The sequence below is a fragment of the Enterocloster alcoholdehydrogenati genome, assembly GCF_013282095.1.
GTDB lineage: Bacteria > Bacillota > Clostridia > Lachnospirales > Lachnospiraceae > Enterocloster > Enterocloster alcoholdehydrogenati.
This window is the reverse complement of the sequence record NZ_BLTJ01000009.1, coordinates 66,390-92,426: the sequence shown is the minus strand read 5'-3', so window position 1 is coordinate 92,426 and position 26,037 is coordinate 66,390. Positions and strand designations below refer to the sequence as shown.

The 26,037-nt window shown below is 51.0% G+C and carries 21 protein-coding genes; 13 read left to right on the top strand and 8 right to left on the bottom strand.

The annotated features are described in order from the left end of the window. Window positions 1-2: 2 nt before the first annotated feature. The gene (locus tag HW447_RS11635) at window positions 3-1,109 is read right to left on the bottom strand and encodes a ribonuclease H-like domain-containing protein (protein WP_176255437.1); all 1,107 of its coding nucleotides are present in this window, start codon (window positions 1,107-1,109) and stop codon (window positions 3-5) included. A 194-nt stretch (window positions 1,110-1,303) separates the two neighbouring features. On the opposite strand from HW447_RS11635, the gene ruvA reads away from it, so the two are divergent. The 9 genes from ruvA (at window position 1,304) to HW447_RS11590 (ending at window position 13,064) form a co-directional block, all read left to right on the top strand. After that, entirely contained in the window at window positions 1,304-1,933 is a 630-nt protein-coding gene (ruvA, locus tag HW447_RS11630; protein ID WP_176255436.1) for a Holliday junction branch migration protein RuvA, read from the top strand. Window positions 1,934-1,975: 42 nt separating this feature from the next. Beyond that, window positions 1,976-2,971 (top strand): Holliday junction branch migration DNA helicase RuvB, encoded by a 996-nt coding sequence (gene ruvB, locus HW447_RS11625; protein ID WP_176255435.1) that lies wholly within the window; start codon window positions 1,976-1,978, stop codon window positions 2,969-2,971. Window positions 2,972-3,054: 83 nt separating this feature from the next. Continuing rightward, the gene (gene zapA / locus HW447_RS11620; protein WP_176255434.1) at window positions 3,055-4,158 is read left to right on the top strand and encodes a cell division protein ZapA; all 1,104 of its coding nucleotides are present in this window, start codon (window positions 3,055-3,057) and stop codon (window positions 4,156-4,158) included. A gap of 151 nt (window positions 4,159-4,309) precedes the next feature. Next, complete coding sequence (locus tag HW447_RS11615) at window positions 4,310-6,547, top strand: U32 family peptidase (RefSeq protein ID WP_176255433.1); 2,238 nt, start codon at window positions 4,310-4,312, stop codon at window positions 6,545-6,547. A 3-nt stretch (window positions 6,548-6,550) separates the two neighbouring features. Then, entirely contained in the window at window positions 6,551-7,912 is a 1,362-nt protein-coding gene (locus tag HW447_RS11610; RefSeq protein WP_176255432.1) for an FtsW/RodA/SpoVE family cell cycle protein, read from the top strand. Next, the gene (locus HW447_RS11605; RefSeq protein ID WP_176255431.1) at window positions 7,909-9,354 is read left to right on the top strand and encodes a peptidoglycan D,D-transpeptidase FtsI family protein; all 1,446 of its coding nucleotides are present in this window, start codon (window positions 7,909-7,911) and stop codon (window positions 9,352-9,354) included. Before HW447_RS11610 ends, HW447_RS11605 begins: the two co-directional genes overlap by 4 nt. A 112-nt stretch (window positions 9,355-9,466) precedes the next feature. Then, window positions 9,467-10,258: an FAD binding domain-containing protein gene (locus HW447_RS11600; protein WP_176255430.1), complete on the top strand. Its 792-nt coding sequence runs from the start codon at window positions 9,467-9,469 to the stop codon at window positions 10,256-10,258. After that, window positions 10,258-10,731 (top strand): (2Fe-2S)-binding protein, encoded by a 474-nt coding sequence (locus HW447_RS11595; RefSeq protein WP_176255429.1) that lies wholly within the window; start codon window positions 10,258-10,260, stop codon window positions 10,729-10,731. Before HW447_RS11600 ends, HW447_RS11595 begins: the two co-directional genes overlap by 1 nt. Further along, a complete protein-coding gene (locus HW447_RS11590) occupies window positions 10,731-13,064 on the top strand; it encodes a xanthine dehydrogenase family protein molybdopterin-binding subunit (RefSeq protein WP_176255428.1) in 2,334 nt (777 codons plus the stop codon). Before HW447_RS11595 ends, HW447_RS11590 begins: the two co-directional genes overlap by 1 nt. Before the next feature lies 1 nt (window position 13,065). On the opposite strand, the gene HW447_RS11585 is transcribed toward HW447_RS11590, so the two are convergent. Genes HW447_RS11585 through HW447_RS11575 form a run of 3 tightly spaced genes read right to left on the bottom strand, consistent with a single transcriptional unit; the run spans window position 13,066 to window position 17,235 of the window. Further along, window positions 13,066-14,874 (bottom strand): ABC transporter ATP-binding protein, encoded by a 1,809-nt coding sequence (locus HW447_RS11585; RefSeq protein WP_176255427.1) that lies wholly within the window; start codon window positions 14,872-14,874, stop codon window positions 13,066-13,068. Between the two features lie 52 nt (window positions 14,875-14,926). Beyond that, complete coding sequence (locus tag HW447_RS11580; protein ID WP_176255426.1) at window positions 14,927-16,699, bottom strand: ABC transporter ATP-binding protein; 1,773 nt, start codon at window positions 16,697-16,699, stop codon at window positions 14,927-14,929. 8 nt (window positions 16,700-16,707) lie between these two features. Next, window positions 16,708-17,235: a MarR family winged helix-turn-helix transcriptional regulator gene (locus HW447_RS11575; protein ID WP_176255425.1), complete on the bottom strand. Its 528-nt coding sequence runs from the start codon at window positions 17,233-17,235 to the stop codon at window positions 16,708-16,710. A 258-nt stretch (window positions 17,236-17,493) separates the two neighbouring features. Here HW447_RS11575 and HW447_RS11570 point away from each other — a divergent pair, with 258 nt between their 5' ends. From HW447_RS11570 to HW447_RS11560, 3 genes are all read left to right on the top strand, one after another. After that, window positions 17,494-17,751, top strand: a complete 258-nt coding sequence (locus HW447_RS11570; protein WP_176255424.1) for a glutaredoxin — start codon at window positions 17,494-17,496, stop codon at window positions 17,749-17,751. A 109-nt stretch (window positions 17,752-17,860) separates the two neighbouring features. After that, a complete protein-coding gene (locus tag HW447_RS11565; RefSeq protein ID WP_066544480.1) occupies window positions 17,861-18,313 on the top strand; it encodes an NUDIX hydrolase in 453 nt (150 codons plus the stop codon). 60 nt (window positions 18,314-18,373) lie between these two features. Next, on the top strand, window positions 18,374-18,556 hold the full coding sequence (locus HW447_RS11560) for a hypothetical protein (RefSeq protein WP_176255423.1): 183 nt from the start codon (window positions 18,374-18,376) through the stop codon (window positions 18,554-18,556). On the opposite strand, the gene HW447_RS11555 is transcribed toward HW447_RS11560, so the two are convergent. Next, complete coding sequence (locus HW447_RS11555; RefSeq protein ID WP_176255422.1) at window positions 18,553-19,128, bottom strand: 6-carboxytetrahydropterin synthase; 576 nt, start codon at window positions 19,126-19,128, stop codon at window positions 18,553-18,555. The genes HW447_RS11560 and HW447_RS11555 overlap by 4 nt on opposite strands. 32 nt (window positions 19,129-19,160) lie before the next feature. Further along, entirely contained in the window at window positions 19,161-20,492 is a 1,332-nt protein-coding gene (locus HW447_RS11550; RefSeq protein ID WP_176255421.1) for a YSIRK-targeted surface antigen transcriptional regulator, read from the bottom strand. Window positions 20,493-20,781: 289 nt separating this feature from the next. Between HW447_RS11550 and HW447_RS11545 the strand changes: the two genes are divergently transcribed. Next, complete coding sequence (locus HW447_RS11545) at window positions 20,782-24,366, top strand: Rib/alpha-like domain-containing protein (RefSeq protein ID WP_176255420.1); 3,585 nt, start codon at window positions 20,782-20,784, stop codon at window positions 24,364-24,366. Window positions 24,367-24,489: 123 nt separating this feature from the next. On the opposite strand, the gene HW447_RS11540 is transcribed toward HW447_RS11545, so the two are convergent. Next, window positions 24,490-24,996 (bottom strand): superoxide dismutase family protein, encoded by a 507-nt coding sequence (locus tag HW447_RS11540; protein WP_176255419.1) that lies wholly within the window; start codon window positions 24,994-24,996, stop codon window positions 24,490-24,492. Window positions 24,997-25,020: 24 nt separating this feature from the next. Further along, window positions 25,021-25,944, bottom strand: a complete 924-nt coding sequence (locus HW447_RS11535) for a LysR family transcriptional regulator (protein WP_176255418.1) — start codon at window positions 25,942-25,944, stop codon at window positions 25,021-25,023. Window positions 25,945-26,037: the final 93 nt, after the last annotated feature.

Genomic DNA, 26,037 nt, shown 5'->3' with positions numbered 1-26,037 from the left:
GGTCATTTTCCGGGCTGCCCTGCAAGCCAGCCCAAAAGCTGCTTTGCGTAGGCAGAGGCTGTCTGCGGCTGTGAAAGGAGCTCGTCGCTGTAGGCTGCATAGGTGAGAGAGGACTTGTAATCCTCCTTAAAGGACGGCTCCCACAGGGGGCCGAACTGAGGGAGGAACAGGCCCTCTTTTTTTGTATAGCAGGTTTTGGCAGTGGCCTTTTTTCTGGCGGATCGATCCACATATTCTCCTACGCTCCTGTGGATCGCAGTGTCCTCAAAGGGCAGATAGTAGTAGTCCCTGTAGTCAGGATAGAAATGTTTCAGCTGCCCCTGGCAGAGACGGATGCTGCAGGCAATTTCATTTCCCAACAGTTCCATACTGACAGGATCCAGCGTGCAGTCCAGAGGGACGGGAACGGAAAATGGGCTGTTCCACCGAAGCTGCAAATATGGCTCAGAAGGCATCTCATCCTGTGGGGCGGTGCACATTTCCAGACTGCTTAATGTAAAATCGGATTCAAAAAGATCCGGGTAGCTTAGGATGGGAAGGATGGCAGGCATCCCTTTTAAATCGTCCTCATTGTGGAGGATCAGCAGATCGTAAAGCCTTTTGTCATGGGTATGCAGATAATCCCGGTAGACCTCGATCAACTGGCCTCCGCTGTATTTATCCTCTCTGGAAACGCCAAGAAACTGTTCAATCGCCTTTTGCTTCATGCTTTCCAGGCCAAGGAGCTGACGGAAGGGGCGGACCCTCCGGTAGATATCCAGGCTTTTCATCCCCTCAAAACTGTGGTTTAATCCCAGCCTGCGGCAGCATTTTTCAAGATAAGGGATGTCAAAACGGTCTCCGTTGAAATGAACCAGGATCTTAAAACGTTTCATAAAGGAGAAAAAGGCGTCAAGCAGTTTAGCCTCAGCCTGACGGGTATCGGCAAACCACTGGATCAGCTTCCAGCCAAATCCGTCATGGTACACGCAGCCAATGAGGTAGAGCTGAGAGGTATCGCCGGAAAAGCCGGTGGTCTCAATATCGAAAAACAGCAGATCCTTTCGGGGGCCAATCCTGTCTAAGGGATAGGTTTCCGGAAAATCTGCGGGGTGTTTAATGGTGATCATGGAAAACTCCTCCTCTATCTTCGGACAGTGCCGTTTATCTGGATAGTTTACTGGAAAATGGGAGAAAGCGCAAGCAAAGGGGAGGTCTGGTTTTAAAAATAACTGAAAAACAGAAAATATGTTCGGTGGAATGCTTGCATTGACGGGAGCGGTATGATATGATGAAGGTCAGAAAACAGAAGGAATGAAAAAGAATGATTTCATATGTTAAAGGAACACTTACAGCAATTGAAGAGGACAGAATTGTGGTGGAGACCGGCGGGATCGGTTATGGGATCCGGGTTCCCTTATCGCTTTTGGAGGAACTTCCGGCGCTGGGAACAGAGATAACGGTGCACACCTGCTTTCAGGTAAGGGAAGATTCCATGACGCTGTACGGCTTTCTTCATCCTCAGGACCGGGAGATGTTCAGGCAGCTGATCGGCGTAAACGGAATCGGCCCCAAGGGGGCGCTGGGGATCCTGTCTGTGATGCGGCCGGATGATCTTCGCATGGCAGTGGTAAGCGGCGATGCGAAGGCTATCTCAAAGGCTCCGGGAATCGGCCCCAAGACAGCCCAGCGCCTGATCCTGGATCTGAAGGATAAGGTAGACTTAGATGAGGTGATTGCCGGCTTTTCTGAGACGGGCACGGCCGCGGGAAGCGGTTCTGTCCGGGAGATTTCCGGCCTCGCCGCCGCGGCGAAGGAGGCGGCGGAAGCCCTCACTGCTCTTGGATATACGGCAGCGGAGGCTTCCAGAGCGGTAAAGCAGGTGGAAGTGACAGAAGGGATGAACGCAGAGGATGTGCTGAAGGCTTCGCTGAAATTTCTTACCTTTCTGTAACAGAACCGTACAGAAAGAGATATTGAGAGAACAGAGGTATCTATGGAACGCAGGATCATTACAACAGAGGCAACGACAGAGGATGTCGTCATTGAGACTACGCTGCGCCCTCAGTGCCTGAATGACTATATAGGGCAGGAAAAAATCAAGTCTACATTAAAAATATATATCGAAGCTGCAAAGTCCAGAGGAGAAGCCCTGGACCATGTGCTGTTTTACGGCCCTCCCGGACTGGGAAAGACCACTCTTTCCGGGATTATTGCAAATGAGATGGGGACAAAGATGAAGGTCACCAGCGGCCCGGCCATCGAAAAGCCGGGGGAGATGGCGGCTATTTTAAACAATCTTCAGGAGGGGGATGTGCTTTTTGTGGATGAGATCCACCGTCTGAACCGTCAGGTAGAGGAAGTGCTTTATCCGGCCATGGAAGATTTTGCCATTGATATTATGCTGGGGAAGGACTCTACGGCCCGGTCTATCCGTCTGGAACTGCCCCGTTTTACCCTGGTGGGGGCCACTACGCGGGCAGGCCTTTTGACGGCTCCCCTAAGAGACCGTTTTGGTGTGATCCAGAGGCTGGAATTTTATACCCCTCAGGAGCTTCGGACGATTATCATGCACTCTGCCAGGGTGCTGGGAGTGGAGATCGACCCGGAGGGAGCGCTGGAACTTGCGAGACGGTCCAGAGGTACTCCGAGGCTTGCAAACAGGCTTTTAAAGCGGGTAAGAGACTTTGCACAGGTGAAGTATGAGGGAGCCATCACAAAGGAAGTGACGGATTTTGCCCTGGATATTATGGACGTGGACAAGCTGGGGCTGGATCAGAATGACCGGAATATTCTTCTTATGATCATTGAGAAGTTTTCCGGAGGACCTGTGGGGCTGGATACCCTGGCGGCGGCTCTGGGAGAGGATGCGGGTACGCTGGAAGATGTGTATGAACCCTATCTTTTGATGAATGGCCTGATAAACCGCACGCCCAGGGGGAGGATGGCTACGGAGAATGCTTACCGTCATTTGGGGTTGGAAATGGGCTGAAAATGTGGTATTCTTTTGTTTAGAGGGGAAATGGGGAGACAGCTGCCCGCAAGCCCCGCACAAGACAGGAGAATGAGTGAAATATGGAGACAAAGAATTATACGCAGGTTTTGATTGACGGAAAGATATATACCCTGGGCGGAAGCGAGGACGAAGCCTATCTTCAGCGGACGGCCAGCTATGTAAATGATAAGATTGCCGGACTTCACGGGATTCCGGGTTTTTCCAAACAGAGCGCCGATTATCAGCAGGCGATGATTCAGCTGAATATTGCAGATGATTATTTTAAGGCGGCCAACCGGTCAGAGCAGATGGAAGAGGCCCGGAATCAGATGGAAAAGGAGAGCTACAGCTTAAAGCATGAACTGGTGAGCACCCAGATGAAGCTGGAGGCGGTGCTTAAGGATCTGGAGGACCGTCAGCTGCAGTTGGAGGAGATGACCTCCCGGATCGCCCGGATGGACCGCGAGATCAAGGGCCTGAAGCGTCAGAACGAAAAGCTGGCGGAGGAACAGGCGGATGCTGTGGCAGAGGTAGAGGCGATACGGGCCGCCCAGCTGGAGAGGGCTGCACAGGCAGCCAGGGAAGAAGCTGCAGCGGCAGAGCGCCGTGAAGCGCAGATGCGCGGGGAAGAAACGGCGCAGCCGGCTGCAATTCAGGCGGAGTTTGCTGAGGAAACCGGGCCGTCAGCAGTGACGCTGGAACAGCCTGGAGAGGAAACTGGGCCGTCGGCAGTGATGGAGGAGCCGTTTGGGGAGGAAATTACCCAGTCAGCTGGGATGGAGAAGCAGCCTGGAGAGGAAACCGAGCCGTCGGCCATGATGCCGGAACAGCCAGTAGAGGAGACTGCTCAGTCCGACATAATACAGGAGGAGTCAGCAATGAGTCCGGCACAGCCAGCCCCAAACCTCCATCAGCCAGCCTCAGATTTCCGTGAGGATGAGCTGCAGGAGCCGGAAGACGGCGCGGTTTCATCAGCAGAAGCAGCCCAGAGAGAAGATGAGCTTAAGGCGGAGGCCAAAGCGGAAGCCCATGAAGAAGTGTATGCGCAGACAGAAAACAGGCTTCAGCCGGGAGGACAGTCTCAGACTTCCTATTACCAGCCTAAGCCAATGTCCGATGAGGAACTGGCCAGAAGAGCGCTTCAGGCTGCCAGAAAAGCCGGTTTTCACAGAGGCCGCAGATAAATATTACAGAAACATTTACACAGAATGAATACAGCGGGGGGATGTCTCATGGAGAATCAGTGGGGCATCCCTTCTTTACCTTTAGCAAAAGGGGCGGATATTTCCTCATAAGCATGAGGCGTCCCAGGAGAATAAGAAAGGCAGGAACAGAATGAGAGAGAAAAAAAGGGCAGAGATGCTGGCTCCGGCAGGCTCTTTTGCAAGCTTAAAAGCGGCAATAGCGGCAGGAGCGGACGCCGTCTATATGGGCGGGGCGCGGTTTGGGGCCAGGGCTTATGCGGAAAATGCGGATCAGGACGGGATGGTAGAGGCCATCGAATACGCTCATCTGCATGGCTGCCGTCTCTATATGACCGTGAATACCCTGTTTAAGGAGGGGGAGTTAAAGGAACTTTACAGCTATCTTCTCCCTTACTACAGAGCAGGGCTGGACGGCGTTATCGTTCAGGATCTGGGCGCTCTGGCCTTTATAAAGGAACATTTTCCGGGAATGGAGCTTCACGCCAGCACACAGATGACCATTACCAGTGTGTATGGAGCAAAGAAACTGAAAAGCCTGGGATGCTGCCGGGTCGTGCCTGCAAGGGAATTGTCCCTGGCGGAGATACGCCGGATCTATGATGAAACAGGAATGGATATTGAGACGTTTGTCCATGGAGCTTTGTGTTACAGCTACTCAGGCCAGTGTCTTATGAGCAGTCTGATCGGAGGCCGCAGCGGCAACAGAGGACGCTGCGCCCAGCCCTGCCGCCTGCCCTACCGGGTGACAGAACAGGAAAATGGGGCCGCCATCAATAAAGAGGATCAGAAATGTATTCTCAGCATGAAAGACCTTTGTACACTGGATATTCTTCCCCAGATTCTGGAAGCGGGCGTATTTTCTCTGAAGATTGAAGGAAGGATGAAGAGCCCAAGGTATACGGCCGGTGTTGTTCGGATTTACCGGAAGTATTTGGATCGCTGTCTTGAATATGGCCTGGAGGGATATTATGTGGAGCCGGAGGATAAAAAGGAACTGCTGGATCTCTTTGACCGGGGAGGTTTTACCTCTGGCTATTACACCCGCCACAATGGGAAGGATATGATCGCCTTAAAAGAGAAACCGGAGTTTCGCGAGACAGATAAGGAGCTGTTTGATTTTCTGGATCGGGAATATGTGGAAAAGGAAAAGAAAGAGCCAGTGTCCGGATATGCGTATCTGGCAGAGGGGGTTCCTGCAGCGCTGACGCTGACCAGCCAGGAGGTATCTGTCACTGTTTTTGGCCAGATACCTCAGGCAGCCAAAAATCAGCCCATGACAAAGGAAAAGATCAGTCGTCAGCTGGGAAAGACCGGGGCCACAGCCTATGAATTTACAGAGCTTGAGACAGAGGTGACAGGGGCGTTGTTTATGCCGGTGCAGGCCTTAAATGAGCTGCGAAGAGAAGGGTTTGAGAAACTGACCGAGGCCATAAAGGAGCAGTGGAGACGAACGGCGCCGGCTTTTGGAGCGGATGCCAGGGGCGAAGAAACGGCTGTAAAGTCCCGTATACTGGCAGACGGTATGGCTGTTTCAGATGCACTGGTCTTTACGGTTTCTCTGGAATCCCCGGTTCAGCTTGCGCCGTGTCTGGCATCCCCTGAGGTGTCCCGAATCTGCCTGGATGCCGCTTCCTTTGCGCCTTCCCGGTGGAAAGAATACGCCGATGCCTGCCATCAGGCGGGAAAAGAGTGCTTTTTAACGCTCCCTCATATTTTCCGCACCCATGCTGTGGAATTTTTTAAGACAAACCGCGCCTGTCTGGAAAATGCAGGCTTTGACGGCCTTCTTCTTCGGGCTTTTGAGGAAATTCAGTGGATGAAGGACGAAGGTATTGGTATCCCGGCGGCTTTTGACGGCACGGTATATGGATGGAATTCTCTGGCAGTACACACACTAAAGGAGCAGGAGCCTGTATTTCTTACCATGTCCTGGGAGCTTAACAGCAGGGAACTGGATCCGGTCTTTGAAGCCTGCCGCCAAGAGGGGATTGCTGCAGAGCTGATCGTCTACGGCCATGCTCCCATGATGGTGTCGGCCCAGTGCGTTACAAAGACGGTAAAGGGATGTACGAAAAGGCCGTCTCTCCTGTGGATGAAAGACCGCACCGGAGCCAGTCTGCCGGTACAGAATCAGTGTGCCTTCTGCTACAATACCATTTTAAATCCGCTGCCGGTGTCACTTCACGGCTGCGGCGGCTCCATTCGCCGTCTGGCGCCCCAGGGACTGCGGCTGTGTTTTACCATGGAAAGCCAGGATGAGACCAAGGCGGTGCTGGACGCATTTTCCGGCGATCTGATCCGGGGAGAGGAGAAAGAGCCGCCCTTTAAGGAATTTACAAGAGGACATTTCAGACGGGGAGTGGAGTAGCCTATGATCAATCTGATTCTGGAAGTATCCAAATATATGATGATTTTTCTCATGGCCGTCTATACCTGGGCTAATTTCCGTTACTTTTCCTTTTCGGATGAGGAACGGAAACAAAGTATCTGCGGCAGGCAGAACCGGGTTATGTTTCTGCTGCATTTTCTGGCCTATCTGACTTTATGTCTGAAATCAGACAGCCAGGAGATCACAGCGGCCCTGGCAGGCTTTTATGCGGCGCAGGTGCTGTTTTTCCTGATTTACATTTTCCTGACCAGACGGTTTTACCGGAATGTGTCAAGGCTGCTGATAAATAACACCTGTATGCTGCTGGCAGTAGGCTTTATTATGCTAAGCCGACTGTCCATGAACGCAAAAGTCCCTCTGGACAAAGCTCTGCGCCAGTTTGTGATTGTCTGCGCTGCGGCGGTCATTTCCTGGCTGATCCCTTATATCATGGAGCGGTTCTGGCAGATTTACCGGTTTCAGTGGCTGTATGCCGCCGTGGGAATCGCTGCCCTTCTTCTGGTCTGGATTGTGGGGAATGAAAGCTTTGGAGCGCAGCTGTCCTTAAGCATCGGCGGTTTTTCCATACAGCCTTCGGAGTTTGTAAAGCTAACCTTTGTCCTTTTTACGGCCTCCATGTTTTACCAGTCTACGGACTTTAAGCAGATCTGCATTACCACTGCGGCAGCGGCAGCCCATGTGCTGATTCTGGTGCTGTCAAAGGATCTGGGCGGAGCGCTGATCCTTTTTGTCAGTTATGTACTTATGCTGTTTATCGCCACCGGAAACTGGCTCTATCTGACTGGAGGGCTGGGACTGGGCTGCGGGGCTGCAGTGGCGGCCTATCACCTTTTTGACCATGTAAAACGGCGGGTGGCCGCCTGGAAGAATCCCTGGGCCGATATTGACAATACCGGATATCAGATTACCCAGTCTCTTTTTGCTATCGGCACCGGCGGGTGGTTCGGCATGGGACTGTGCCAGGGGATGCCCGGGAAGATCCCGGTGGTGGAAAAGGACTTTATCTTTGCGGCTATTTCTGAGGAGTTCGGCGGGATATTTGCCATCTGTCTCCTGCTGATCTGTCTGGGATGTTTCATCCAGTTTATGATGATTGCGTCCCGGATGCAGGCCATGTTTTACAAGCTGATCGCCTTTGGCCTGGGAATCCAGTATGTTACGCAGGTGTTTTTAACCGTGGGAGGCGTGACGAAATTTATTCCCTCCACAGGAGTAACGCTGCCCTTTGTGAGCTACGGCGGAAGCTCCATAGTCAGTACCTTCATGCTCTTTGCAATGATCCAGGGGCTGTATATTATTAAGAGAAATGATGAGGAAGAGATGGAGGAGGCAGAACAGAGATGAGTAAGAAGAAAAAACAGGAGATGAAAGAGCCGCCGACGAACCGGAATATCCTGTGGATCACCTACGCCATGGTTCTGCTGTTTTTAGGGCTGGCGGTCTATATAGGCTATTTTCTCCGGTTTCAGGGCCCGGAGGTGATTAACAACTCCTACAATGCCCGGCTGGACAGTTTTGCAGACCGGGTGCATCGGGGGAGGATCCTGGCCGCTGACGGTACGGTACTGGCCCACAACGAGGAGGATGAGGATGGAAACGAGATCCGGGTTTACGATCACGGGGATGTGTTCGCCCATGTGGTGGGATATTCCACCAAGGGAAAAACAGGTATTGAGGCGCTGGCCAACTTCTACCTTCTCACCTCCCACGTAAATCTGATCGAACAGGCGGGAAATGAGCTGGCAGGCAAGAAAAATCTGGGAGATGACGCGGTGACTACCCTGGACATGGACTTACAGCAGGCCGCCTATTCCGCTTTGGGAGACAGAAGAGGGGCAGTGATCGCCATGGAGCCTGGCACGGGAAAGATCCTTGCCATGGTGTCAAAGCCGGATTATGACCCCAATACCCTTCTGAATGACTGGGCTGCCTTAACAGACAGCTCCAATACCCAGAGCCAGCTTTTAAACCGGGCCGCACAGGGACTTTATGCCCCAGGATCTACCTTTAAGATCCTGACGGCTCTGGAATATATCCGGGAACATCCAGAAGATTACAAAAATTTCCATTTTGACTGCAGCGGCGTGTACCACAACGGGGAGTATTCCATCAAATGCTTCCAGAGCGAGGCGCACGGCAGCCAGGATTTTGTAAAGGCATTTGCCAACTCCTGCAACGGGGCATTTGCAAGCATGGGCCTGGAGATGGATCTGGATCGGTTTCGGACATCGGCAGAGGAGCTTTTATACAACAGGCCGCTGCCATTTTCGGGCTTTCCCTATAAGGAGAGCAGCTTTAACATGAAGGCAGGAGCCGATACCTGGGAGATCCTGCAGACATCTATCGGACAGGGAACCACGCTGATCACTCCCCTTCACAACGCACTGATCACGGCATCCATTGCCAACGGAGGGACGCTGATGAAACCCTATCTGCTGGATCGGATTGTCAGCGCAGGCGGGGAAGAGGTCAAAAAGTTTCTTCCTGAGGCCTACGGTTCACTGATGACCGCCGATGAGGCGGCAAAGCTGACCGAGCTCATGAGAGCTGTAGTAACAGAGGGAACGGGTTCCTCTGTCCGCACCGGGGATTATACCGTGGCGGCAAAGACGGGGACAGCAGAATTTGAAACGGGCAGGGAGACGCACGCCTGGTTTACCGGCTTTGCTCCCGCCGAATCTCCCAGGATCGTGGTAACCGTGCTGGTAGAGGAGTCGGGCAGCGGCGGAAAGATCGCGGGCCCGATTGCAAGAAAGCTGTTTGACACATATCTTTTGAAAAAATAACGTCCAATCTGGCAAACAGAGGCATTTCATGGTATAATGCCTCTGTTTGTCTAATATACAGGAACAATTGACACAGAGGATCAAGTTTGCAGATGATGAAAGGAGCGATCAGGTGTTTCGAGCGGATGATTATGTAAAGGTAAGCAGTCTGGCAGAGGCATATGAGCTGTGCCAGAAGCGCAGCAGCCTGGTGGTAGGCGGAATGGTATGGCTGAAGATGACCAGCGTCACAAAACGTACGGTGATCGATTTATCAGGTCTTGGACTGGACCGGATCGAAGAAAACGACGGGGAATTTTCTGTGGGAGCCATGTGCAGCCTGCGGCAGCTGGAGACCCATGAGGGGCTGAATACATATTTCGGGGGTATTTTTAAGGAGTGTACGAGGCATATCGTAGGCGTGCAGATGCGTAACTGCGCTACGGTAGGAGGCAGCGTTTACGGCCGTTTCGGTTTCTCCGACATCCTGACCTGCCTGCTGGCTCTTGACGCTTATGCAGAGCTGTATCACGGCGGGATGGTGCCTGTCAGGGAGCTTGCGTCCCGGCCTGCCCATCGGGATGATAAGGATATCCTGGTACGGATCGTGATAAAAAAGGACGGCAGGAAGGCCGCCTATATGAGCCAGAGAAATTCACAGACCGATTTCCCGATTCTGGCAGTCTGTACGGCCAACCTTGGAAATCAGTGGTTTGTATCCATCGGGGCAAGACCGGCCAAGGCTTCTTTGATCCAGTTCACAGAGGATGATTTTGACACTACGAAGGAAATGGCAAAGCAGGCGGCAGACGCATTTTCCTATGGAGATAATGTAAGGGGCAGCGCAGAATACCGGCACAGCCTTGCAGAGGTATTTGTGAGACGTCTGATGGAGAGGTTAAAGGGAAGGAGTGTGAGCCGGTAATGGAAATGAGCTTTCGTTTAAATGGAAAACAGGTACAGGCCGAGGTGCGCCCGGATATGGTGCTCCTTGATCTGGTCCGTGAACTTGGCTGCTACAGCGTAAAAAGGGGCTGTGAGACGGCAAACTGCGGTCTGTGCACCGTATGGCTGGACGGAAAGCCGGTTCTTTCCTGCTCAGTCCTGGCCATGCGGGCGCAGGGACGCCATGTGACCACGCTGGAGGGCCTACAGAAGGAGGCTGAGGAGTTCGGTATGTTCCTGGCTGCCGAGGGCGGCGAGCAGTGCGGTTTCTGCAGTCCGGGCTTTATCATGAACGTTTTAGCCATGGAGCGGGAACTGTCTGATCCCACAGAGGAGGAGATCAAGGAGTATCTGGCCGGAAATCTCTGCCGCTGCAGCGGATATATGTCCCAGCTTCGGGCGGTCAGGAAATATCTGGAGGTTAAGGCACAGCAGAAAGGAGGCAGGGAGTGATGGCAAATTCACAAAAACGGCCCTCTGAGGCCAGAGCTCTGCGGGTGGTAGGCGCGCCTCTGATCAAAAAGGACGCTAAAGCCCTTGTAACAGGAAAGCCTGTCTATACCGATGACCTGGCAATGAAGGACTGTCTGGTGGTAAAGGTGCTGAGAAGCCCCTACGCCCATGCGCTGATCCGTGAGATCGACTGCGGCGTAGCCTCAAAGGTTCAGGGCATTGAGTGTATCCTGACCTGGAAGGACGTTCCGAAAAAGCGCTTTACCCTGGCGGGACAGACCTATCCAGAACCCAGCCCCTATGACCGTCTGATCCTGGATCAGAGGCTGCGGTTTGCAGGTGATGCCGTAGCCATTGTGGCCGGTGAAAATGAGGCTTGTGTAGACCGGGCCATGCGTCTGATTAAGGTAAAATACGAGGTGCTGGAGCCGGTTCTTGATATGCACGATGCCAAGGATGGGGATATCCTGGTTCATCCTGAGGATGACTGGAAGGCTCTGTGCAGTGTGGGCGCCGACAATAAGAGAAACCTCTGCGCCTGCGGCGGCGAGACCCATGGAGATCTGGACGCGGCATTTGCACAAAGCAGCCATGTGATCGAGCGCGTATACCATACAAAGGCCAACCAGCAGGCTATGATGGAGACCTTCCGGGCGTTCACCTATATGGATGTATATGGCCGTCTCAATGTAGTTGCCTCCACCCAGGTAACCTTCCATGTGCGCCGGATTTTAGCCCATGCCCTGGATGTGCCCAAATCAAAGATACGTGTGATCAAGCCAAGAATCGGCGGAGGCTTTGGCGCAAAGCAGACCGTAGTGGCAGAGGTATATCCGGCCATTGTTACCATGAAAACGGGAAAGCCGGCAAAGATCATATACAGCCGCTATGAATCCCAAATCGCATCCTCTCCCCGCCATGAGATGGAGGTTCGGGTAAAAATAGGCTGCGATGATCAGGGGATTCTGCAGGCAATGGATGTGTATACATTGTCCAATACAGGCGCATACGGGGAACACGGGCCTACCACGGTAGGGCTGTCAGGCCACAAATCCATCCCTCTGTACGGGACGCCCAAAGCCTTCCGCTTTGCCTATGACGTAGTTTACACCAACCGGATGTCGGCAGGCGCGTACCGGGGTTATGGCGCCACTCAGGGTATTTTTGCCGTAGAGTCTGCCATGGATGAGCTGGCGGCTGAGCTGGGGATGGATCCGACTGAGCTGCGGGATAAAAACATGGTTCGCGAAGGCCAGGTGATGCCTGCTTACTATGGGGAGACCGCCAGAAGCTGCGCCCTGGACCGCTGTGTGGAGCGTGCAAAGGAAATGATCGGCTGGGATGAGAAATACCCAAAAAGAGATATGGGCAACGGAAAGGTACGGGGAGTGGGACTTGCCATGGCTATGCAGGGATCTGCGATTTCACACGTGGATGTAGCCGCTGTCACTATCAAGGTAAATGACGATGGTTTCTACTCCATGACCATCGGCGCTTCCGATATGGGAACGGGCTGCGATACCACACTGGCTCAGGTGGCTGCGGAGTGTCTGAACTGCGAGGCAGATGATATTGTAGTTTATGGCGTAGATACGGATATTTCTCCCTATGATTCCGGTTCTTATGCCTCCAGCACCGCTTACCTTACAGGAAATGCAGTGGTAAAGACCTGTGAAACCCTGAAAAAAAAGATCATAAAAAAAGCCGCAGAGTATTTAAACTGCAGCGAGGAGGAACTGGAATTTACCGGAACGGCTGTACGGCGTCTTACCCCGGTTTCTGAGGAATCCGGCCTTGAAAATGAGATTTCCCTCAAGGATATCGGAAACAGGGCCATGTGCTTTAACAACGAAGCCCTTCAGGCCACGGAATCCTGCACCTCCCCGGTATCTCCGCCTCCGTTTATGGCAGGAGCGGCAGAGGTTGAGGTCGATATGGAAACCGGCAGTATCGAACTGATCCAGTTTGTGGCTGCCGTAGACTGCGGTACTCCGTTAAACGAAAATCTGGCCAGAGTCCAGACGGAGGGCGGTCTGGTTCAGGGAATCGGAATGGCTCTTTATGAGGATGTAACCTACTTAAAGAACGGCCATGTATGCGAAAACTCCCTGATGCAGTATAAGCTTCCAAGCCGTCTGGATATTGGAAACGTTCAGGTGGAGTTTGAGTGCAGCTACGAACCCACAGGCCCCTTTGGCGCCAAGTCTATCGGCGAGATCGTGATCAACACTCCGTCCCCGGCTATTGCCAATGCAGTATACAACGCCACAGGCGTCCGCATTCGGGAATTGCCTGTGACGGCTGAAAAGATCTTTAAGGGATTAAACCAGTGATCTAAGCAAACTGACTGTTATATAATTCCGCATAAGCGCCTCCTGTCTGCAGGAGGCGTTTGTGGTCTCCCTGCTCAATGATGGTGCCGTTCTGCATTACAAGGATCAGATCTGCATCTACGATGGTGGAAAGGCGGTGGGCGATCACAAAGGTAGTGCGGCCCTTCATCAGCGTATTCATGGCCCGGCCGATTTCCATTTCTGTGCGTGTATCTACGGAAGAGGTAGCCTCATCCAGAATCAGGATTGCGGGATCGCAGAGCATGACTCTGGCAATGGTAAGAAGCTGGCGCTGGCCGATGGAAATGTTTTCCGCGTCATTTCCAAGGACAGTATCATAGCCTTTTGGAAGGGTGCGGATGAAGAAATCCGCCCTTGCGGCTTTAGCGGCGGCGATAATCTCATCCCTGGAGGCATCGGACTTTCCATAGGCGATATTTTCCGCGATGGTGCCCTCAAACAGCCAGGTATCCTGAAGAACCATGCCAAAGGCCTGCCGAAGCCCTCTGCGGCTTAAGTCTCTGGTATCTGTGCCGTCCAGGGAGATTTTTCCGCCTCCGATGTCATAAAAGCGCATCAGAAGGTTGATAAGAGTGGTCTTTCCCGCTCCGGTAGATCCCACAATGGCGATCTTCTGTCCTGCTTTGACAGAAAAGCTTACATCCTTCATAAGAGGCCTGCTGGGATCGTAGCCAAAACGGATATGGGAAAAGTCCACATCCCCTTTTGGCCGGGGCAGTAAAAGAGGCGTTTCGGGATCAGGGGAAATTTCCTCTTCATCCAAAAGCTCATAGACCCGCTCTACGGATGCCAGAGCCGACTGGAGGGAGTTGATCATATAGGACAGCTCAGTAATGGGTTCGCCGGCCTGGTTGGCGTACTGGAAAAACGCCTGGAACCGTCCGGGGGTCAGATGGCCTTTCAGGAGCATAAAGCCTCCCAGGACGGCGATGGCAACCTGGCCGCCCCGGTTGATGATGCGGATGCCGGGATTGATGGCGCCTGTGATCCAGTCCGTTTTTTCAGAGGCATCGGCCAGTTCTATGGCGGCCCGTTCGATCTGAGCCAGACTTTCCTCCTCCCGGTTAAAGGCCTTTATCAGCATACGTCCGCTATAGGCTTCCTCGATGAGGCCGTTGAGCCGTCCAGTGCAGTCCTGACGCCTGCTGGCATAGCGCAGGGTCTGCCGGGAGGCAGCCCTGGCCGCCAGCAGAGAAATCGCCGTAAACACCAGGAAAACGGCGGTGAGAAGCCAGTCAAAGGCAGCCATGATGATCAGAGAGCCAATGATGGTGCCTACAGCCATAAACAGGCGCAGAAGGCCGGTCTGAAGGGCCTCGGACATTTTTTCCAGATCATTGGTGGCCCGGCTCATGATGGCTCCCGGCTGCTGGCGGTCAAAGAAGGAGAGCGGCAGGCGGTTTAACTTCCGACTGATCTCTTCCCTGAGCTGAAGGTTTAATTTCTCCGCGAAGCCTGCCATGAGAAAGCTCTGGAGCGTGTAGAAAACGCCGCAGGCAAGGTACATGACAAGAAGCAGGAAAAGCTGTCTTCCTCCCAGCTCCCAGGTGATCCGGAAAGGGTGGCCCGCATTCTGGTTTGCTTTTATCTGATTCCAGATCAGGTCCACCACGTTGGCGCTGTATAAGGGGGCCATGACGGTGAAATAGGTATAAAAGGCAATGCAGATAAATACCACCGTCAGCCGCCATTTCTGCCTTCCCATGGAGCGGATAAAGCGCAGAATGGTCTTTTTCATATGTTTTGCTTCAAACACTTCTGTATCAAAATAATTCGGATCGTTTTCCATAAAATGAAAGAACCTCCTGTAGGTTTATCGAAAATTTTCAGGTTCTGCCCCATCATGCATCCCGCATCTGGGAGCGTACAATATCCTTATAGACGGGGCAGCGCTCCATTAAATCAGCGTGGGTGCCAAGGCCTGCCGCTTTGCCGTCCTCCAATACCAGGATCTGGTCTGCGTGAAGGATTGTGCTGACTTTCTGGGCGATAATCAGTACGGCAGCCTCCTTTGTGGCTTCCTTCAGGGCATGGCGCAGGGCGGCGTCTGTCTTTGCATCAAGAGCTGAGAAGCTGTCGTCAAAAATATAGAGGTCCGCTTTTTTAGCCAGCGCTCTGGCAATGGAAAGGCGCTGTTTCTGCCCACCGGAAAAGTTGGTGCCTCCCTGTGCCACATGGGAGGAAAGGCCGTCGGGCAGCTGGCGTACAAAACCGGACTGAGCGGTGTCAAGGGCACAAAGCAGCTCTTCCCTGGAGGCATCTGGATTTCCATAGCGCAGGTTATCCTCGATGGTGCCGGAAAAGAGCCACGCCTTTTGAGGTACATAGGCGATAGAATCGCGAAGTTCCTTTTGTGGAAGGTCCCTGACGTCCGTTCCCAGAAGGGAAATCTGACCGGCGGTCACGTCATGGAAACGCAGGATCAGCTTGGCGATGGTGGACTTTCCGCTTCCCGTACCGCCGATAATGGCAGTGGTAGTGCCCTTTTTGCACTGGAAAGTCAGATGGCTCAGGGTATCCTCATCTGCGTCCGGGAAACGGAAGGTAGCGTCTGAAAAGGAGACGACGGGAGTTTCGTTTTCTGTGACAGAGGCCGGCGCAGGGGAGCATAAGCGGCCCTCCTGATCGGATGGAAGAGAAGGGGATAAAGCACCTGGTTTATCCTGAATCTCAGGCTCCAATGACAGAATCTCCGCCATTCGTTCCATGCAGACAAGTGCCTTGGGAACCATAATGACTACCATCTGGGCCATCATGATATAAAACAGGATCCAGATAGCATACTCCGTCACTGCCGTAATGCCTCCGATTTCCATAGCGCCGGAGCCGGCCAGGTTTCCCCCTGTATACAGGATAGCTGCAACTGACAGATTGATCGCCAGAGTGGCAATGCTGTCCAGGGCTGCAAAAAGGCGGTTGGCCTGTATGGCCGACTGGGCATAGTCCATAAAGCTGCGCCCCATACGCCCTTCTTCATGGGTCTCTTTTCCGAAGGCGCGGATTACCCGGACGCCGGTAATATTTTCACGCAGAACCGTGTTGACCCGGTCCAGAAATCTTTGCAGGCGCTCGAAAATAGGGGCAGCCCGGCGGATGATAAAGAAACCGGCGGTCAGAAGAAGAATTACTACAGCAGTCACCAGATATCCCATATAAGGATGGATTCGGAAGGCGAACAGGATTCCGAGAATACACATCACCGGTACGGGAAGCACCATCTGGACGCACATCACAAAGGCGCTCTGGATGGAATTGATGTCATTTAAGGTTCGCGTTACCATGGAAGCTGTGCCGAAGCGCTCGAAATCCGCTGCGGAAAATGTCAGGCTTTTTTTATAGACGGCCACCCGCATATCACGGCCCAGTCTGGCAGACAGGCGTGCGCAGAGAAAGCTTCCCGTCAGCGCGCCAAAACCGGCTAACAGGGAGATAATAAGCATGATCAGTCCCTGATGCAGGATAGGGGTGATCCCGCTTCCCGCAGCCGCCAGGTTCAGCATATTGGCGGTAACGGTAGGCACCAGGAGCGCCCCGGCCACGTCCAGGAGGACGGTAAGAAAAATCAGGATGCAGGTTTTTCGGTATGGTTTCAGGAATTGTAAAAAGTATCGCATAGGTCGTTTTATTCTCCTGTTTCATCTTCATTTTTTAAATGATCCCGGCGGCTGCTTCCATTTTTATCAGGAAGAATAGCTGCCAGTTCCTGTTCAAACAGATCCAGCTGCGTAAGGGAAAACCTCAGATACAGCTCCACCTCTTCGTGTCCCATCTGGGCGAGAGATCGCTGCTCTGCCTCAATCAGCGGATCAATCACATGGCGGCAGAGGGACTCTCCCTCATCGGTGAGAAAGACCGCTTTGGTATTTCCGGAACCGGGAAGCTGCTGCAGACGGACATAACCCTGGCGAACCAGGCTGCTGATGGCAGAATTTACCGTCTGGCGGGGAAGACTGCAAAGCTGTGCCAGTCCGTGCTGGGTATACGGGGCGGTTTCCCTCTCCTCTGGTATGGTTTCACAGAGGCAGTAGAGGATGGAAAATGCCGCATCCGAGAGGTGATGGGCGGCGGCGTAGGTATGGTAAAGATTGGACTGACGGCGGTATAACTGATTAAAGCGAATATTTTGTTCCTTGGCAGAATGTCTGTACATGGCGGCAGCTCTCCTTTGTGATGGCGTAAGGTTCAGGGCAGATTCACCTGCTGCGGGTCATATGCCGCCCTGAGCACTGTTTGCAGTTATAATCCGATTTCGGTTTTTGTAAAAGCTAGTATAAATCCGAAACCGGATTTTGTCAAGAGGATGTTAAAAAGGGACATTATGAAAGGAATCGAGAAAAAGACGAGTGGAAAAATATGCAGAAATAGATTAAAATAAAGATAAAAAATACACAGACAGGAGAATCAGACAATGAAAGTAACCATGTTTGGAAGCCATTTATGTAAGGATGCTCTGTATGCTATTTACAAGCTGCAGGAGATGGGAGCTGACCTGGAATTTAAAAATATTTCCGCCAGTCTGGCAGATATGAAGGAATTTCTCGCGGTGAGGGACAACTGCACTCTGTTTGATGAAGCCAAGGCAAACGGTTATATCGGAATCCCCTATTTTGAAGCGGAGGACGGAACAAAGACGCTGGATCTGCAGGAAATTTTAAAGAAGCTTTAAGCGGGCGGGCCATGAAAATTCTTGCATATCCCTTCCAAACGTTGTATACTAAGACCAGTTACGGCTGCAGAAAGCAGTCAGGTTCACACCAAAACCAGGAGGGATTGCAATGATTGAGGCAACGAGCTGCGGCGGTGTGGTTATATTTCGAGGAAAGATCCTGGTTCTGTATAAAAATTACAAGAACAAGTACGAGGGCTGGGTTCTTCCCAAAGGAACCGTAGAAGCTGGAGAGGAATACAAGGAAACGGCGCTGAGAGAGGTAAAAGAAGAGACCGGCGTCAGCGCCTCCATCATCAAATACATCGGCAAAAGCCAGTACACCTTCAACACGCCTCAGGATGTGGTGGAGAAAGACGTACACTGGTATCTGATGATGGCCGACAGCTATTACAGCAAACCACAGCGGGAAGAATACTTTCTGGACTCCGGATACTATAAGTTTTATGAGGCCTACCATCTGCTGAAGTTTTCCAATGAAAAGCAGATTCTTGAGAAGGCGTATAATGAGTATCTGGATCTGAAGAAGAGTAATCTTTGGGGAAGCAAGAAGTATTTTTAAAGAAAATAGAGACCTGTTGGAAAAGACTGAAACAGAACTTTTGCCAGCAGGTCTTTATTTATGCAGAGAGGCGGAAGCCATACCTGCAAGGGTCTGGCTGTACCTTCCTATACTCTATGCTGCACTAATCTCAACACGTCAACCACCCACATCAGAAGGGAGCATCAGGCTATGGGGCAGAGTAAGATGGCCAGAAAGACAGCGGAAATACGTTTGCTGATTCCTGAATCTGAAAATCCCTAATCGCGCGGCGCCATATACCCACATTTGGGGCAGCTGCCATTTTCATTTAGCAGAATCCCGCATTTTGGACAGCGCTTTTTGTACGGGGCGCTTACAGGATACTCCTGTGCGGCACCGTTTACACCGCTGGTGAAGGTGAGCTTTGCGATGTTCAGCCGGTCTTTCAGAAGTTCATAGACGATTCGGATCATGCCCTCTACAGTCATGGTTTCCTTAGTGACTACAAGACGACATTCTGGGTAGGCGGTAGCCAGTTCCGTTTGAAAGGCAGGCCCTTTTTGTCGGTTTACAGGCGTTCCGTTTCGAATTCCCTGCTCTTCATAAACTTTCAGGATGGCAGGAAGCAGCGGGTCGTCCTGGCGCAGAATCAGAGCATGGTCGAAATTCTGCAGCATCTCCCAGGCTGTTTTTTTGATCTCATTACAGGGGAAGACCATATTGACGCCCTCTTCAACCGAGTCCTCCACCTCAATGGTAAGGATGCCGGTGTGGCCGTGAAGATACTGTGCCTCTCCTCCAAATCCGTAAAAACGATGGGCATACTGAAGATCCAGTGTGGTAATGCTTCTCATGATGTGTTCTCCTTTCGTGTTTTTTATGTGTTTTATTTGGAAAGGTCAGGCTGTTCCCTTTTATGCTGCGGCTCCCAGAGATTGATGCTGTTGTTCTTTTGAAAATCCTTGGGAGAGCAGCCCACATACTTTTTAAACGTCCTCTGAAAATGGGCATAATCATAGTAATTAAGCGCTGTAGAGACATCGATGGGAGCAAGTCCTGAACGCAGAAGGAGCTTGGACTCATTGATCTTGCGCTTATGGATATATTCGATGACGTTGAGTCCGGTTTCCTTCTTGAATTTACTGCGCAGCGACGATTCAGACATATAAAATTCCCGGACAATATCCCTGACCTTCAATGGGCCGTAAAGATTCAGGCTGATGTACTGAATTACTGCTTTAACCAGAGGCGAATATCCTGCGTTGATAAAATTGTGCATCAGCTCTGTAAAGTGGATGATCGCACAGTCTCGGATATAAAGTACATCCAAAAGTTCTCTCTTTTCCTCTAATTTTCTGATATAAAAATCCCTCAGCTGATAGATTTCCGATACCTCGTGCCCCTGCTGGATCGCGTATTCAGACAGCTTTTCTAGAACAATGATCGTATAATTCTTCTCAGAACGAATCGGTGTGGAGGCGTTGGAAGGAACCACGCTGCTGCTGGTGCCGGACAGAAGCTGGCGCAGCTGCTTGGTATCCCCTTTCTGTACCAGATCAAGCAGCCTGTTTTCATATGTATAGGTATAATAATCGGACTGGAACATACGCAGACTGCTGTTTGTCAGCTTTTCTGTTTCCAGGGAAATACGATTTTTGTCTACCAATTCATGCAGCTTATGGGAATAGGGGCACTTTGCGTCATTATGAAACAGAAAGTTAAGATGGATCAGAAAATCCCGAACATCTCCAAGTGAAAATACTGGAAGAAGGCTTAGATACTGCATCATCTGGGAATGTACTTTCTTATTTGAAATAAGCTTCTGTACTCTGGTCTGAATGGTTTCAGGCGTCAGCTTGACCGTGGAGAGGGGACCAATGATCAGTGTGCCGTCCGGATAGGGATATCGGATAAAGACTTCCTCCAGAATACCGGAAAATAAAAAAGAATCTACAGGGGCATTCCCGCAGTATTTTCTAAAGTCATAGGGGAGAAGCCAGACCCGGTCAGAAACGTATGAGTGCCGCAGGTTCATGCTGTGGTCAAAAACCTGAACCGGCAGATGGGATATTACATGGATGGACTTGATCAGCCTGAGCTGGTCAAAGGGATCACAGGCAATGGACTCCTGAGGGGGTATACGTATTTGTGAACTGCTTGGCTGTGTTTGGTCGAACTGCTCTGGCGGGATGACAGACGATTCCTGAAAGTGATTCATTTCTCCGGCCTTCTTTCTGTTAAAACTATATTAATATTATAGGGGGATTGTGAAGACAATTCAAGCGTTGAACAAATAAAAAGAGGTTTTATACGTCGGTTTGCTGAAAAATACATGATAAAACTGTAAAAATATAGAAAATATTTATATTTAAGATGAGTGCAGCGTGAAAAACAAAAGGATTTCTGATAATAAAAGCTGATTTATACATGGAAATAGTATAATGTACAATCGTTTTTAAAACAATTATGAAATAATGGGCTGGAAAATGATTAAAGAAAGGCAAAAAATGGATCAGATGAATAAAATGAAAGAATGGATCAGAAGAAAAGGGATGGAAAAACAGCCCAGGTATTATCTGAGAAAACGGACGATTGGCATTGTTTCCTGTGTGGTTGGCTGCAGCTTTTTTATGGCTTCCACAGGTATCTATGCACAGACTATGGAGGGAGAAACGGCTGTTTCAACGATTCTCTCAGATCAGGAACCTGGTTTGGAGATACATTATGAGATCGACGGGGAAACAGAAGGGGTGCTTGATTACGCAAGAACCGATTACCTCCGGTCCGACGGAGATAAGGTCATTCTGAGAGTGACGAAATGGGCAAAGGGATCAACATCCTGGGGTTATACAGACAGAGGCCCCTATACAGGAAGATATCTCCTGAATTTTTTTGATTCCGATTTTTATGAGAATATTAAGTCAGTTTCAGTCAATGGGCAGGATTTTGAAAAAGAAGCAGAAGGGGCATTGTGGAAGGTCCCTGTTAACACCGGCACATTTTCCAGCGGAATCATTGGCGCCGTCACTAACCATGAAATTGAGATCGTGCTCAAAGGCGGAAAAAGTCTGGATGATCTGGGGTTCGGCGATAAAAAGCTCCGCTTTACGACGCTGTGGGTGAGAAATGATAATCTGGCGGATATCGGCGGAAATGATAATGGTTTTATTCTGAAAAACAATCCTAATGTACCACAACTTCCTCAGAATACAGCAGAGGGAAATGAATTTTATCTGGGAACCGGCGGTAATATTTTAGAGACTGACGGAACGCAGTCAAAAGATGGAAATTTTACAAGAGGGCCTGTCGCCAAGACAGTCATTTATGACGGGAAGAACCGCATAATTAACTCTGTTTCCTCTTTTAAGCCCAATCAGAACTTTCTGCTGTCAAACAGCGGCTGGGTCTTATATATCAATGAAGTGATTCCAGAGGAATTGCTGCCGTATATTGATACTGACCGGATATATCTGGGGCTATCGGATGCCCGGGGTAATTTTCTGAAGGATGCGCCTGTGAAGCTGACTGTGAATCCCGATGGAAATGGCCATATCTCTACCAAGGATACGGACAGTCTCAGCATCATCGATGCAGACTGGGATAAGGTCACGGAGGTGAGAAAACTGCAGGACAGCCAGATTTTTTACGGTGCTCTGGGGCAGAGGCGGTCATTTGCTATTAAGTATGCGTTAAGAGACCAGGTGACAAATGAGGAATTTGCACAGGCGCTGAACCGATATATGGAAAGCAGCGGAGGAGAAATCGACTTCGAATCCTGGCTGGAAGCCGACTTTGTAGATCATAGCGATTCCTCTTTGGGTATCAGAAAGCCGGACGGAAAAAAGCCTAATAAAAGGCTGCAGAATTCATATTCTAATGGCTTTTTAACCGTTCTGGACTCAGATAAGGACGGGTTATATGATTTTGTGGAAGATGAATTGGGGACGGATGCATATCATGCGGATACAGATGGGGACGGCGTTCCTGACGGCCGGGAAGTGACAGAGGATAAAACAGATCCGAAAAATGCGGGGGATTATTTGGTTTCAAAACCGGAAACAGAGGTTTCTTCGGTAAGAGCGGATCAAAACGCAGTCATCGCAGGCCGGCTTCCAAAGGCTGTTTACAAACATCCGGGGCATCCTGAAAGAAATCTGGATGTGACGGATCAGAATGCAGGCAACGCAGTGGTAAAAGCATTTAAATATATCAATGGCGGTCTGGGATACGATCCAGACGATCCCAGGGCTCAGGCTGTGATTCCCTTTGAAACAATTATGACCGGGGAATTTTCCATGGAAATACCAGCAGGCATATTCCAGGATGGGGATCAGATTCTGCTTGTAGCCTTTTCACCCAATGGTATGCACACAGCGGCCGCTGAACACAGGATCAGTGCAGGCACCGCAAAGGTGATTTTCTATCCTAATGGAGGAAACTGGGAAGACGGGACAGCAGAGAGCAGGACAGAAAATATAGCCGGCGGGACCATAACAGCGCCAGTAAGTCCTGAAAGAACCGGGTATGTATTTGCCGGCTGGGCGGCTTCGGCAGATGCTTTAGAGGCAGATCCTCATATTCTGGAGCAGCTGGATGGAAGCAGAGAAGTGTTTGCTGTATGGGCAAAGGAGCTTAAGGTGACGATCCGGCTGGTTCAAAATGCCGTGGAGGGCATGGAAGTGATACCGAATCAGAAACTGGCAGAACCAAATGAAGCAGCGGCAGTGATCGCGTCTGAAGAGACCAACGGGCTTTTGGCAGATGAGAATGGTTTTCTGAAGGGAACACCTGAGAATCTTATATGGGGGGATAAGGATCATGCAGACTATGAGATCCAGACGGTGTATATTCCTGTAAAGGTTACTTTTGAGGATAAAGGCATAAAGCAGGAAAAACAGGTAATGGCGGCGGTGAACGTAGAACGGGATACAGACAGAGACGGGACACCGGACCGGGCAGACGAGGATGATGACGGAGACGGCACAGCGGACAGTGAGGAGACAGCCAAGGGTTCGGATCCCAAGGATGCCGGCTCTTATCCAGGAACAGAAATTGAGAAAATGGATGCTGAAATTTACCGGCCCAAAATAGAACGTGAGGAGACAGAGCAGGGGGGAGAGATCGACCTGTCAGATAATATCTCTAACTGGGAAGAACTTCCAGAAGGAACTCTGGTGGAAGATGTCACGGAAGAGGAGATTGATACGGATATACCGGGAAAATATACGGGTAAAATAAAGGTGATATATCCCGATGGAAGCAGTAAGAACTTCAGAGTCGAAATCCGTGTAAAAAAGAAACCGGGGACTGCATCCCCAAGCGAGCCGGAGCGTCCGGAACAGCCGGACAGGCCTCAAAAGCCAGACAGGCCCCATAAGCCGGACATTGCTTCTCCAAGTCAGCCTCAAAAGCCGGATAAGCCGGACATCGTTTCACCAAGTCAGCCTCAAAAGCCGCATAAGCCAGGAAAGCACGGCTCAGGCGGTTTTTCACACAGCAGTTCAACCTCTGCTTCAGGACGCCGCAGCGCAGGCAATGACAGAATCTATTCCGATCCGGTTCCCGGTCTTGCTAATGGCTCCAGAGGCGGACGCTGGACGCTCTTGGATGCTGGCCGTCATAAATGGACCTACGCAACATCTGGAAATATCACGCCTAAAAACGGCTGGATGTTTATTGAAAATCCCTATGGAAAGGATATGCAGGGAAGATTCAGCTGGTTTAAGTTTAATGCTGAGGGCATCATGGAGTTTGGATGGATCAGAAGTCATAATGGGAAATGGTATCATACCCATGATGTATCTGATGGCAATTTAGGCGTTCTTGAAAAAGGCTGGTATTTTGAGAAAATGGATGGGAAGTGGTATTATCTTGATCCAGAAACAGCCGTTATGAGAGACGGCTGGGTACAGGTAGATGGAACGTATTACTATTTTACAGAGGTGGAGGACATCTCAGAGCAGACCTACTTTCGGAAGGAGGACGGATACTGGTATTATGAAAATAAAAAGCGCCCTTACGGCTCCATGTACCGTCAGGAGCAGACGCCGGATCATTATTTTGTAAATAAGGACGGAGCATGGGAGCAGTAAAGCAGGAGCCAAACAGACAGACGGCCCGCTCATAGAAAAGACGTTTCAGGAAAATCAGTTTATCAACAGAAATACCGCAGAAAAAGAACGGGAAACGTTCTCTGTCCTGCGGTATTGTTGCATTTAGGGCGTATACTTTCTCACAATTCCGCATCCTATGATCATCCCGGAATTTCCGGACGGCTGGCTGGTAAAGTCATCTGCATTCAGGTGGAGAACCAGGGAACGTCCCAGAATTTCAGCCACAGTGAATCGCTTATCATAGAAGGCGATCCATCCATAGCCCTCATTTCCCATGATGGGCAGCAAATCCCCGGAGTGCCAGGGATGTTCCGTATGGGTAGGATTATAGTGTCCGCCTGTGTGGGTAAAGGAAGCGGAGCAATCCCCGTTTTCGTGGATATGCATGGCATAAAAAGCGGTAGAGCCCAAAATGCCCTTATTGGGAAGCTGGAAAAACTCACCTTCAACCAGGACGCCTCCATAAGGCGTGTCATAAAAGCGCACCACTCCGCTTAGGGCGGGGGCAAAGGAAGTATTTCCGTGGACCCAGGCCAGAGCGGCAGGGGTGCCAAAACGCAGGATTTGAGCGAACTGATCGCCCGGTGTAGCAGCTGCAGACTGATTCATGGCAAAATCTCCTGAAGGAGTGATCTATGACAGCATATGAGAATCCCTGCTGTCAGGTGCAGGGGATTTGCCGGAAAAATACCCGATGACTGCCTGCATGGCCGGGGAGACCCATTTATCCCGGTGATACAGAAGCTGACGCCACAGCTGGGGGGCAAAGTCAGGTACCTCCAGCCGTATCAGCCGCCCTTCCAGCAGCGCTGGTTCTGTTACATAGTCAGGAAGAAAGGAAATCCCGGCTCCCTGGGTCACAAGGCGGCACAGAAGGTCGGCGCTGCCGAATTCCAGAACAGGACGCACCTCCAAGGAGAGCTGAGCTAGGTGCTCATCCATCAGACGGCGGTAGCTCATGCCCTTTTCTGTCAGGAGAAAGGGGAACTGAATCAATTCCCGGACTGGCACACGGCGGGATGAAACAGGAAGGAAATCAGGGGCCGCTACAAAATGGGCCTCGATCTGCTCTTCGTCTGCGATTATATAATCGCTGTTATAAAAATGCTGATCAAGAGTGTACACCAGATCTGCCTCATTCTGGTTCAGAAGCCGGAACATTTCCTGCGTGCTGGCCGTCATGAGCTTCAGTGTGATTCCCGGCCGCTCTCTGCGGAAAGCCTCAAAGTGATCCTGGAGGATCCAGCAGGCCAGGGAATCTGCCATGGCGATGCGGATGTGTCCGGTTATGAAAGGCTGAGGCTTAAGTTCCTTTTTCATATTCATGGTCAGCCGGTCTAGCTGATGGGCATAGTCCAGAACCTTGCGTCCGGCTTCTGTCAGCGCTACGGTATGGTTGATGCGCTCTAAAAGCTGCACCTTCAGATCCTCCTCCAGCTGCCGGATCTGGAACGATACAGTGGACTGTGAATACCCCAGCTTTTTTGCCGCTTTTGTAAAGCTGCACAGCTCCGCTACCTGAATAAAGGTTTCCATGTTTTTCATATCAACACCCATATTTTCCTCCCATGGTTTGCTGTGTGAGGCAGCCTGCTACAATTGAAAAAATAGATCAATATAATTTAAAGTATCAATTTTACAAATGATGAT

Bases quoted from the DNA above. Each gene is read 5' to 3' on its own strand.
- HW447_RS11635 (WP_176255437.1), bottom strand. From the start codon at position 1,109: ATGATCACCATTAAACACCCCGCAGATTTTCCGGAAACCTATCCCTTA.
- ruvA (WP_176255436.1), top strand. From the start codon at position 1,304: ATGATTTCATATGTTAAAGGAACACTTACAGCAATTGAAGAGGACAGA.
- ruvB (WP_176255435.1), top strand. From the start codon at position 1,976: ATGGAACGCAGGATCATTACAACAGAGGCAACGACAGAGGATGTCGTC.
- zapA (WP_176255434.1), top strand. From the start codon at position 3,055: ATGGAGACAAAGAATTATACGCAGGTTTTGATTGACGGAAAGATATAT.
- HW447_RS11615 (WP_176255433.1), top strand. From the start codon at position 4,310: ATGAGAGAGAAAAAAAGGGCAGAGATGCTGGCTCCGGCAGGCTCTTTT.
- HW447_RS11610 (WP_176255432.1), top strand. From the start codon at position 6,551: ATGATCAATCTGATTCTGGAAGTATCCAAATATATGATGATTTTTCTC.
- HW447_RS11605 (WP_176255431.1), top strand. From the start codon at position 7,909: ATGAGTAAGAAGAAAAAACAGGAGATGAAAGAGCCGCCGACGAACCGG.
- HW447_RS11595 (WP_176255429.1), top strand. From the start codon at position 10,258: ATGGAAATGAGCTTTCGTTTAAATGGAAAACAGGTACAGGCCGAGGTG.
- HW447_RS11590 (WP_176255428.1), top strand. From the start codon at position 10,731: ATGGCAAATTCACAAAAACGGCCCTCTGAGGCCAGAGCTCTGCGGGTG.
- HW447_RS11585 (WP_176255427.1), bottom strand. From the start codon at position 14,874: ATGGAAAACGATCCGAATTATTTTGATACAGAAGTGTTTGAAGCAAAA.
- HW447_RS11580 (WP_176255426.1), bottom strand. From the start codon at position 16,699: ATGCGATACTTTTTACAATTCCTGAAACCATACCGAAAAACCTGCATC.
- HW447_RS11575 (WP_176255425.1), bottom strand. From the start codon at position 17,235: ATGTACAGACATTCTGCCAAGGAACAAAATATTCGCTTTAATCAGTTA.
- HW447_RS11570 (WP_176255424.1), top strand. From the start codon at position 17,494: ATGAAAGTAACCATGTTTGGAAGCCATTTATGTAAGGATGCTCTGTAT.
- HW447_RS11565 (WP_066544480.1), top strand. From the start codon at position 17,861: ATGATTGAGGCAACGAGCTGCGGCGGTGTGGTTATATTTCGAGGAAAG.
- HW447_RS11560 (WP_176255423.1), top strand. From the start codon at position 18,374: ATGCAGAGAGGCGGAAGCCATACCTGCAAGGGTCTGGCTGTACCTTCC.
- HW447_RS11555 (WP_176255422.1), bottom strand. From the start codon at position 19,128: ATGAGAAGCATTACCACACTGGATCTTCAGTATGCCCATCGTTTTTAC.
- HW447_RS11550 (WP_176255421.1), bottom strand. From the start codon at position 20,492: ATGAATCACTTTCAGGAATCGTCTGTCATCCCGCCAGAGCAGTTCGAC.
- HW447_RS11545 (WP_176255420.1), top strand. From the start codon at position 20,782: ATGGATCAGATGAATAAAATGAAAGAATGGATCAGAAGAAAAGGGATG.
- HW447_RS11540 (WP_176255419.1), bottom strand. From the start codon at position 24,996: ATGAATCAGTCTGCAGCTGCTACACCGGGCGATCAGTTCGCTCAAATC.
- HW447_RS11535 (WP_176255418.1), bottom strand. From the start codon at position 25,944: ATGGGTGTTGATATGAAAAACATGGAAACCTTTATTCAGGTAGCGGAG.